General features: G+C 36.5%; 11 protein-coding genes. 6 read left to right on the forward strand and 5 right to left on the reverse strand.

From position 1 onward, the window contains the following. From ACY651_RS08120 to ffh, 5 genes are all read right to left on the reverse strand, one after another. The coding region (locus tag ACY651_RS08120) for a ribosome maturation factor RimM (RefSeq protein ID WP_462251518.1) at positions 1-387 on the reverse strand (387 nt) is incomplete at its 3' end. A 47-nt stretch (positions 388-434) separates the two neighbouring features. Next, positions 435-731, reverse strand: coding sequence for a type II toxin-antitoxin system RelE/ParE family toxin (locus ACY651_RS08125; protein WP_462251520.1), 297 nt, complete (start codon positions 729-731; stop codon positions 435-437). Continuing rightward, entirely contained in the window at positions 713-883 is a 171-nt protein-coding gene (locus tag ACY651_RS08130) for a hypothetical protein (protein ID WP_462251522.1), read from the reverse strand. Before ACY651_RS08130 ends, ACY651_RS08125 begins: the two co-directional genes overlap by 19 nt. A 280-nt stretch (positions 884-1,163) precedes the next feature. Next, complete coding sequence (gene rpsP, locus ACY651_RS08135) at positions 1,164-1,637, reverse strand: 30S ribosomal protein S16 (protein WP_462251524.1); 474 nt, start codon at positions 1,635-1,637, stop codon at positions 1,164-1,166. A gap of 227 nt (positions 1,638-1,864) precedes the next feature. After that, positions 1,865-3,187, reverse strand: coding sequence for a signal recognition particle protein (gene ffh / locus ACY651_RS08140; protein WP_462251526.1), 1,323 nt, complete (start codon positions 3,185-3,187; stop codon positions 1,865-1,867). A gap of 203 nt (positions 3,188-3,390) precedes the next feature. On the opposite strand from ffh, the gene ACY651_RS08145 reads away from it, so the two are divergent. The 6 genes from ACY651_RS08145 to ACY651_RS08170 all read left to right on the forward strand — a co-directional run. After that, on the forward strand, positions 3,391-5,871 hold the full coding sequence (locus ACY651_RS08145; RefSeq protein ID WP_462251528.1) for a ligase-associated DNA damage response DEXH box helicase: 2,481 nt from the start codon (positions 3,391-3,393) through the stop codon (positions 5,869-5,871). An 88-nt stretch (positions 5,872-5,959) separates the two neighbouring features. Further along, on the forward strand, positions 5,960-6,628 hold the full coding sequence (pdeM, locus tag ACY651_RS08150; RefSeq protein ID WP_462251530.1) for a ligase-associated DNA damage response endonuclease PdeM: 669 nt from the start codon (positions 5,960-5,962) through the stop codon (positions 6,626-6,628). A 95-nt stretch (positions 6,629-6,723) separates the two neighbouring features. Beyond that, entirely contained in the window at positions 6,724-7,242 is a 519-nt protein-coding gene (locus ACY651_RS08155) for a hypothetical protein (RefSeq protein WP_462251532.1), read from the forward strand. A 327-nt stretch (positions 7,243-7,569) separates the two neighbouring features. Beyond that, the gene (locus tag ACY651_RS08160) at positions 7,570-8,334 is read left to right on the forward strand and encodes a YceI family protein (protein WP_462251534.1); all 765 of its coding nucleotides are present in this window, start codon (positions 7,570-7,572) and stop codon (positions 8,332-8,334) included. A gap of 21 nt (positions 8,335-8,355) precedes the next feature. Continuing rightward, entirely contained in the window at positions 8,356-8,739 is a 384-nt protein-coding gene (locus tag ACY651_RS08165; protein WP_462251536.1) for a hypothetical protein, read from the forward strand. A 22-nt stretch (positions 8,740-8,761) separates the two neighbouring features. Further along, the coding region (locus ACY651_RS08170; RefSeq protein ID WP_462251538.1) for a DUF5777 family beta-barrel protein at positions 8,762-9,527 on the forward strand (766 nt) is incomplete at its 3' end.

The raw sequence follows: 9,527 nt of genomic DNA on the forward strand, positions 1-9,527 counted from the left end.
AGAGGGCGTGGATATAATGGAAGTGGCCCGAAAACTTACGCCAATTTCTTCGCCATCATTTACCATCATAAAACCCAGCATGGCAATGGGTGATGATTTAGTAGCGAATTTTTTAAAGTCTTCTTCGGCCAGCCACACTTCTTTTGGCGTAAGTTTTCGGGCCACTTCCATTATATCCACGCCCTCTAATTTTATTACAGTTTCTGTATTACTTCTTATTTGTGCGGATTGTATAAAGTATGGAATGAAGCTATCTTTTTTCTCTTCTAAAAAAATAGCTTCTAAACCTTTTAGCGACGTTTTTTTGCCGAGGTTATGTTGTAAAACCAATTCGCCTTTTAAGCCGGTGCTTGCGGCAAGTTTGCCTATTTTAAAATATTCGTTCATGAATTTTTATAATTGAAAAACTTATGGGTTACAAAGCGTATTGCAGTTTATTTCAAAATTTTTGCAACAGTAAAATCACAAATAATAATTTCATCAGGCTGACTAAGATAGGCAATCACGTATTTTTTATAGGTAATGCAACGATAACCAAGATATTTCCAAACATTATTATAATTACAGGGCTTATGAACTATTCTTTCGTCAGAAAGTTTTTCAAAAAAAAGGAAAGCTTCGTCAACAAATTTCTTCGCTGTAGCCGGCAGTCCCTTACCTGCGATAAATAATGCAATGTCGGCAACAGCCTCGGCAGCTGGCTCCAGAATACTTACTTTCCTTTTGCCCATTTATCAATCATTTTATAGGCATGTTTTTTACCTGCTACAAGTGTTAATTTTTTTACGGGAGCAGTCTTTTGTGCAGCAAGCAGTTGCAATTTTTCAAATTTCTTTTGTTCAATTACAACAAATCTTTTATTATCAATTGTAAGTGTTCCCATTAATTTATTTTTAGTTAATCAAATTTAAAACAAAAAACCGGTTCCTGATAGTTATTATCATTTCTGCAAATTTGCCTGTTTTTAAAATATTTTTTAAAGGCTGCGATAAAAGCTCAATAAAGATTTGCTGTATCCCGATGAATCGGGATACAGCCACCGAAGCTCAACAATATTGCTAATGCTGGCCCAAAAAAACATGGTCAGACGTGGGCGTGAGCCCATAAAAAAAGTTCCGCTAAAAAATAACGGAACTTAAATGAATTAACGGAACAGAGTTATTTTATTCTTCTGTTTTGGTTTCTTCTGTTGCTGGTGCAGTTGCGGTAGCTACTGGAGCTTCGGCAACTTTGCGTACCACGGGTTGGTTACGTTTATCCATACGTGCTTTTTTATGGGCACCATGGCGCTTTGCAATATGAGCATCATGCTCACTGCTCCACTTCGTAAATTTCTCCATAGCCACTGCTTCATCAAACAGACCGAGGCCAACGCCACGCAGTAAATGCTTTAGATACAACACGCCTTTAAAAGAAAGGATGCGGCGTACAGTGTCGGTGGGTTGAGCACCTTTCTGCAACCAATCCAATGCTTTTTGACGATCTACCTGAATAGTGGCAGGAACCGTCAAAGGATTGTACGTACCTAATTTTTGAATGAATTTACCGTCACGAGGGCTTCTGCCATCTGCTACAACAATGAAATAGAATGGTCTCTTTTTTGAGCCATGTCTTTGCAGTCTCATTTTTACAGCCATAAAATAGAAATTTTTGGTTGTTAATAATAGGGTTTCTTCCTTAAAAAAGGTCTGCAAATATAACAACCGGCAGGGGATTAGCCAAATATTTGAAAATTCTTTGCAAACCGTTAATTTTTGAGGGTATTTTGTTGGGTTTATGCAATGATATTAGCAGGGAAAGTTAAACATAGGGTGATATGGATTTTGGCTGCGCCAAAATAAGGGCTGAAAGCTGGAGCTTCCAGTTACCGTTTTCCCATGCCGGGCATTTTACCCATCGGCATTTTGTTCATCATCTTCATCATGCCTTTCATTTGTTCAAACTGCTTTAAAAAGGCATTCAGTTCGGCAATATCTTTTCCGGCGCCTTTGGCAATGCGGAGTTTGCGGTTGGGATTTATAATATCGGGGTTACGGCGCTCTTGCAAAGTCATGCTGTTTATCATGGCTTCTATACCTTTAAAAGAATCGTCGTTAATATCTACATCTTTAATTTGTTTGCCCACGCCGGGTATCATGCCCATCAAATCTTTAAGGTTACCCATTTTTTTAATCTGCTGCAACTGGGTTTTAAAATCTTCAAAATCAAACTGATTCTTGCGGATCTTTTTTTCCAGTTTTCTTGCTTCGGCCTCGTCAAATTGCTCCTGTGCTTTTTCTACCAGACTCACAATATCTCCCATGCCTAAAATACGCTGCGCCATACGCTCAGGGTAAAACACATCCAGCGTATCCATTTTTTCGCCGCTGCTGGCAAATTTTATGGGTTTGTTTACCGTGTATTTTATGGAGAGTGCGGCACCACCTCTTGTATCGCCATCTAATTTTGTTAATACCACACCTGTAAAATCTAAACGGTCGTTAAATGCTTTAGCGGTGTTTACTGCATCCTGGCCCGTCATACTATCTACCACAAATAAAATTTCCTGTGGATTGATGGCAGCTTTTATATCAGCCACTTCCTTCATCATTATTTCATCAACAGCTAAACGGCCGGCAGTATCTACAATAATTACATTTTTATTTTTTGCTTTGGCTTCTTTTATCGCATTCTGCACAATAGAAACTGCATCTTTATTTTCTCTTTCGGCAAATACATCTACACCAATTTGTCCGCCTAAAACTTCTAGCTGATCTATAGCCGCAGGCCTGTAAATATCTGCTGCAACTAATAATGGGGATTTACCTTTTTTTGTTTTTAGATAATTAGCCAGCTTACCGCTAAAAGTTGTTTTACCACTACCCTGCAAACCTGCAATTAAAATAATTGCCGGAGCACCGGTGATATTAAATTCACTTTCGCTGCCGCCCATTAATTCGGTCAGTTCGTCCTGCACAATTTTTACCATTTGCTGGCCGGGGTTTACGGCTAACAATACTTTTGAACCCAGCGCTGTTTCTTTTACTTTATCGGTAAACTCTTTGGCAATTTTATAGTTTACGTCGGCATCAACCAATGCACGGCGAATATCTTTTACAGTGTTGGCAATATTAAGGTCGGTAATACGGGCCTGGCCTTTAAGGTTTTTAAATGCGCCTTCTAATTTTTCACTTAACGAATTAAACATATTGATTTGTTTTTAAAATCGGATTGCAAAAATAAGAAAATGAATACTGTATTCAGCAAATCATTATTCAACATTTACTTAGCCGCCAGCAATAACCGCTGACGGAGTTTGAAACCGCCGTCAGGGTTACGAGCCACTCTTTATTTTCTTCATTGCCCTAAAATTGTTTTAATCAAATTGCAGGGCAATTGTAAATTTGCTTTATGAATTTGGCTAAAAGCCCCGGCTACAATATTATTTTAGAATGGCTTAAAAAAAACGACCGTACTCCATTTGCTTTTCAGCAACAAACCTGGCAACATATTTTAAATGGTAAAAGTGGTTTGGTAAATGCCCCAACCGGCTTTGGAAAAACCTACTCCGTTTTTTTGGGAGCTTTGATACAATTTATAAATGATCATCCAGAAAACTATCTCTCTAAAAAAAATAATGGCTTACAATTATTATGGATAACGCCATTAAGGGCATTGGCAAAAGATATTGCCCGTGCTATGAATGAAGTAATTGAAGCACTGCAGCTGCAATGGAAAGTGGGCATAAGAAACGGCGATACCGAAATAAATGAAAGGGCAAGGCAAAAAAGACAAATGCCGGAGATATTAATTATTACACCGGAAAGTTTGCATTTACAACTGGCACAAAAAAATTATCCTGATGTTTTTGCCACTTTAAAAATAATTGCTGTTGATGAATGGCATGAGTTGATGGGAAGCAAGAGAGGTGTACAGGTGGAGTTGGCTATTTCAAGAATTGTGAATGTGAAATATCGAATGGCAAATGGTGAATGTTCAATATGGGGTATTTCTGCAACCATTGGAAATTTGGAAGAAGCAAAAGATGTTTTATTATCTCCTTTAAAAAATGAAGGAATTATTATTAAGGCTAACCTCTCAAAAAAAACTGAAATACATTCCATCTTTCCTGATGAAATAGAAAAATATCCATGGGCCGGGCATTTGGGAATTAAACTGGTGGAAAAAGTTTTACCTATCATCAAAAGCAGCCGCACTACATTAATTTTCATTAATACCCGTGGCATGACGGAGATGTGGTACCAGGCTTTATTAAATGCTGCACCGGATTTAGCAGGAGCAGTTGCTTTGCATCATGGAAGTATTGAACAGGAGTTACGTTTTTGGGTGGAAGAAAATTTACACACTGGAAAATTAAAAGCGGTAGTGTGTACTGCAAGTTTAGATTTGGGGGTGGACTTTAGGCCTGTTGAAACAATTATACAAGTTGGTTCGCCAAAAGGTGTGGCAAGATTTTTACAAAGAGCTGGACGCAGTGGCCACAGCCCTGATGCAGTTAGTAAAATTTATTTTTTACCTACCCATAGTTTAGAGCTGGTAGAAGCTGCTGCATTGAAACAAGCAGTAGAAGAAAATTTTATTGAAAGTAAAACGCCGCAGTTACTTTGCTTTGATGTGCTGATACAATATTTGTGCACCATTGCTATATCAGATGGATTTTTTCCGGATGAAATTTTTGAAGAAGTAAAAAGCACTTATTGCTTTGCTGAAATTACAAAAGAAGAGTTTCAGGAAATTTTATTACACATTACTGCCGGCGGCAAAGCACTGGCACAATATGACGAATATAAAAAGGTAGAAATTTTAGACTATGGCTTGTACAAAATTAACAGCCGCCGCACCGCAATGCGGCACCGCATGCACATCGGTACCATTGTAAGCGATGCTATGCTGAAAGTAAAATTTTTAAGCGGTGGTTATATTGGCGTTATTGAAGAATGGTTTATATCAAGACTCGACCCTGGGGATTCTTTTACCATTGCAGGTAAAAATTTAGAACTGGTACGCATAAAAGATATGACGGTAATTGTAAAAAAATCTTCTTCTAAAAAGAGCATTATACCCAGCTGGATGGGGGGCCGCATGAGTTTAAGCAGCAACATGGGTAAAAAATTAAGAGAAGCTTTAGCCGTAAGCCAGAAAGGCAATGTACCGATAGAAGAGCTGCAGGTTTTACAACCATTATTTAATTTGCAAAAACAATTATCGCATGTGCCATTAGAAAATGAATTACTGATTGAGCACATTGAAACCAAAGATGGCTTTCATTTATTTGTGTATCCGTTTGAAGGAAGATTAGTGCATGAAGCAATGGCGGCAATATTATCTTACCGCATTGGTAAAATAACACCCATTACTTTTTCTTTTGCCATGAACGATTATGGTTTTGAATTATTAAGCGACCAGCCGATACCTTTAGATGACAGCAATGTGTATGAATTATTTACTGCCGAAAAGTTATTTGAAGATATTCAACGCAGTGTGAACAGTACAGAAATGGCGAAACGTAAATTCAGGGATATTGCAGTTATTGGCGGATTAATTTTTCAGGGTTATCCAGGCGAATATCAAAAAGCAAGACATTTACAAAACTCTGCTTCTTTATTATTTAAAGTTTTTGCCGAGTATGAACCCAATAATATTTTACTGCAGCAGGCATATAAAGAAGTATTTGAACAGCAGATGGAAGAAACAAGGTTGAGAGATATGCTGCAAAGAATTCAACAAAGTAAAATCGTAATTACTTGGCCGCAACAACTAACGCCGTTTTGTTTCCCATTAAAAGTTGATAGCATTAGAGAAAATATGTCTTCAGAAAAAATAGAAGACAGGGTGAAGCGGATGCAGGAAAAGTTGGGGAAAGACTGTTAAAAGTGGTCAGTTTGCAATTTCCGTTTTTAGTTTTGCCAAACTCATACAAATAAAAATTAATATTTAAACTTAAAATTCAATGTACTAAATGCCATCCTTCATAAAATATACCATTAATAAAAACGATTTTATTTTAAACTGCAACCGAACCATATTTTGGGAGCAGGAAAAAATGTTGATCCTTTCTGATCTGCATTTAGGTAAAACGGGGCATTTTAGAAAAAGCGGTATTGCAGTACCTGCTGCTGTAATGAAAGAAGATATGCAGCGCCTGATAAGTACCATTCAGTTTTATAAACCGGTGTTAGTTGTAATTGTTGGCGACCTTTTTCACAGTGTAGAAAATAAAGAGCATGAATTATTTTTAAAATGGCGGAACGACATGAAGCATGTGTCCATACTTTTAGTAAAGGGCAATCATGATATTGTGCCGGATAAATGGTATGCAGATGCAAACATCAATACCGAAAAAAAAATGTGGCGAAAAAACAATTTTGTATTTGTGCATGATGTTGAAGATATACCGCAAGAAGATATAAATGATACAGATTATTTCTTCAGCGGACATATACACCCGGCAATAACAATGAGAGGTTTGGGTAAACAAAGTTTACGTTTTCCCTGTTTTTATTTTACACAACATTATGCAGTGTTACCGGCATTTGGAAAATTTACCGGCTCTTATTTAGTAGTCCCTTCATCAAAAGAAAAAGCTTTTATCATTGTGGAAGACAGTGTATTACTGCACAAACAATAATAGCCTTCATAACCTTCTGTGTTATATTAAAGATTGAAACGAAATTATTGTTCTGTAATTTAGTGTATCAATTTTCTTCTTCAACAGATTTAACAATGGATAACAGTTTTTTTATTTACCTGGAGCAGCTTGAATTAATGGGATTTTTTTCCGGCTATTTACTTATTTACCTGCTGATTAAATTTATAGCAACCCATTTGTTGCAAAAGAGAATTATTACTTTAAACTTAGCTAAACTATTACCTTACAGTTATGCTGTAGTTGGTCTTTTATTTACAGGCTACCAGTTAAAAAATTTATACCCCGATTACAGCATTGAAAATTTAAGCAGCATCACTCAAAATGTTTTCTTAAAAGTATGGGCCTTACTATCTTTATTATTTTTTATACCTGTATTAGCAAAAAAAATAGTGCTAAGTGTATTACACAGTTTGGTATTTTTTTATTTTATTTTAAAAGATCTGTATAAATATTTTTTTATAGATACCGATCAGGCTTTGCTCCAGAACGATATGAGTATTTATACCAAAAGTCTGTTACTTAATGCTGCCGCATTTATCTTTGTGGTTTTAGCATATTTTATTTTAAGATTTTTTAGAAGAAAACTCCCCTAGTGTTAGGTCAACTTTAAAGCAGTGCATAAATCTCACAGGTTTATAAAAGCCAGTTTATATTATAAAAAACTTTATAAAACCTATGAGATTTTATAGTTTAGGTTTGACATAATACTGGCATTTTTTAAAATAGTCTGCAGGCTGCATTTTGCTAACCATTTGCACCATTTTCTTCTGCATAAAATTTGTTATTTTTTTTATTACATGATAACTGTCATAAAAAGCCTTGAGTAAAGTCAGGATAACTCTGTTGTTTCAGAAATAGTTTTACATTATTAATAAATCAATTACTAAATAATACTTTTTATGAAACACTTAAGTAACAAAATGCAACTAATTCTTGTTGTTTTTTTAAGCAGCATAGGCTATTTCGTTAGTTGCACAAGAGATAATACTATTCCTCCACCCCCAGCATCTACTGCCGTAACCATCACACGTGGCACTAACATTCATCTTCCGGGCAATATGACTACTGGTAATGCCGCTGAATGGAAATTGGACAAATCGCATTCCAGTGTGTTATGGACAACTAATTATGTTGCAGCTGCCGGTTTACTTACCGGTCGTTTTAATCAATTCGGCGTTCATGACGTAACCGATGCAAAAATGCTGAATTATGTTGCCACCGGCCAGCCATTAAAAGACAGTTCATGGGCTTTTTACGAAAACGAACCTGCTAAATCTTTCTTAACAGGTTATGTTCAAATCAACACTTCAAATACGGGTGAGCCAGGCCGTGATGCAGGTTGTAATATTGGCGCTTTGGGAACTGTTGCAATTGTTGCAGGCACTCAAAATCTTACATTAACCAATCTTGCAAAAATTAAAACAACTGAAATTAAATTTGATCCTCTTAGTAATGAATACATCGTTACGCTGAATCTTACCTGGCAGGGTAAATTAACTGCACCGCTTACAAAATCTATTGTGGGTAAATTAAAATACGTTCCAAAAGCAACAGTTAACGCCACTTACGATGTGTTTGGCCTGCAACTAAAATTTCAATTTAACTGCAGAGATTTTGGTATAGCCAGCACCAGTATCTCTGATAAAATTGATATTGAATGCAACATGAACTTCAACAACAAGTAATCAATTAAAAAAAGAATTACAATGAAACAATTAACAATATATGCAGTGCTGATGCTTACTGTAATGATTGGTTTTACCAGTTGCTATAAAGATATCATACTGCCTGATGCTGCTGTTGACCCTGATGGGCCTCCGCAGGCCGTAAGTTTTAAAACTGATATTGCACCAATGGTAAATACTAAATGTGCACTATCAGGTTGCCACGTTTCGGGAGCACATAAACCTTTTCTGTTGACAGACATAGCCTATCAACAAATTGTAAATGGAGGATTTGTTAACACAGCAGTACCAAAAGAAAGCATTCTTTATAAAAAAATTAATGCGGAAATGAAAGAATACATTCCTTCTGCCATTGACAGGCAAAAAATTTACGACTGGATAAGAAACGGTGCACCGAATAATTAAGTGATCTAAAAAAAATACTACAATGAAACTTAAATTAATATTATCAAAACAATGGTTTGCAATTACTGTATGCCTGTTTACCTGTACCATTTTAGTTCAGCTAAACCTTAATGCGCAAGACAGTACAGTTGTAGCAGAAGAGCCTGCTGCACCGGCAAAAGTAAAACCAGTAAAAAATACATTTGAAAGTGTATGGATCATCGACAATCAAACTGTGATGGTGCCGGTAAAAGGCACTTTTGAAATGGACATTATGCACCGCTTTGGAAAAGTAGAAAAAGGTTACGAAGACTTGGCTGGTTTCTTTGCTCCTTCTAATATACGGCTGGGGGTAAACTACGCTCCCATTAATAAATTGTATGTCGGTTTAGGCCTTACAAAAGAACATATGCTGTGGGATGTAAATGCCAAATATGCTATCATTACACAAACACCGGGGAAATATCCGGTAAGCATCAGCTATTATGCAAATGCAGCATACGACAGCAGAAGAGATCCGGATGGCAGTCTATTTAAATACCGGGAGCAAAGGGTTTCGTTTTTTAATCAGTTAATAATTGCCAGAAAAATTTCGAAAAAATTATCCGTGCAAATTGCACCAAGTCTCTCTCATCAAAATGCAGTAAATGGTTATTACACCAAAAATGACAGCACGGGTCAGGAAATATTCAAAGAGATGAAGCATGAACATTTTGCCATTGCATTTTCAGCAAGGTATAAATTAACTGCTGTTACATCGCTAATGTTCAATTATGATCAACCGATTACAAAGCATGCTACCAACAACC

Source organism: Ferruginibacter sp. (assembly GCF_031391665.1).
Taxonomy (GTDB): Bacteria; Bacteroidota; Bacteroidia; order Chitinophagales; family Chitinophagaceae; genus Ferruginibacter.

Coding starts and splice junctions, on each gene's coding strand:
- ACY651_RS08125 (WP_462251520.1), bottom strand. CDS start 731: ATGGGCAAAAGGAAAGTAAGTATTCTGGAGCCAGCTGCCGAGGCTGTT.
- pdeM (WP_462251530.1), top strand. CDS start 5,960: ATGCCATCCTTCATAAAATATACCATTAATAAAAACGATTTTATTTTA.
- ffh (WP_462251526.1), bottom strand. CDS start 3,187: ATGTTTAATTCGTTAAGTGAAAAATTAGAAGGCGCATTTAAAAACCTT.
- rpsP (WP_462251524.1), bottom strand. CDS start 1,637: ATGGCTGTAAAAATGAGACTGCAAAGACATGGCTCAAAAAAGAGACCA.
- ACY651_RS08130 (WP_462251522.1), bottom strand. CDS start 883: ATGGGAACACTTACAATTGATAATAAAAGATTTGTTGTAATTGAACAA.
- ACY651_RS08145 (WP_462251528.1), top strand. CDS start 3,391: ATGAATTTGGCTAAAAGCCCCGGCTACAATATTATTTTAGAATGGCTT.
- ACY651_RS08155 (WP_462251532.1), top strand. CDS start 6,724: ATGGATAACAGTTTTTTTATTTACCTGGAGCAGCTTGAATTAATGGGA.
- ACY651_RS08165 (WP_462251536.1), top strand. CDS start 8,356: ATGAAACAATTAACAATATATGCAGTGCTGATGCTTACTGTAATGATT.
- ACY651_RS08160 (WP_462251534.1), top strand. CDS start 7,570: ATGCAACTAATTCTTGTTGTTTTTTTAAGCAGCATAGGCTATTTCGTT.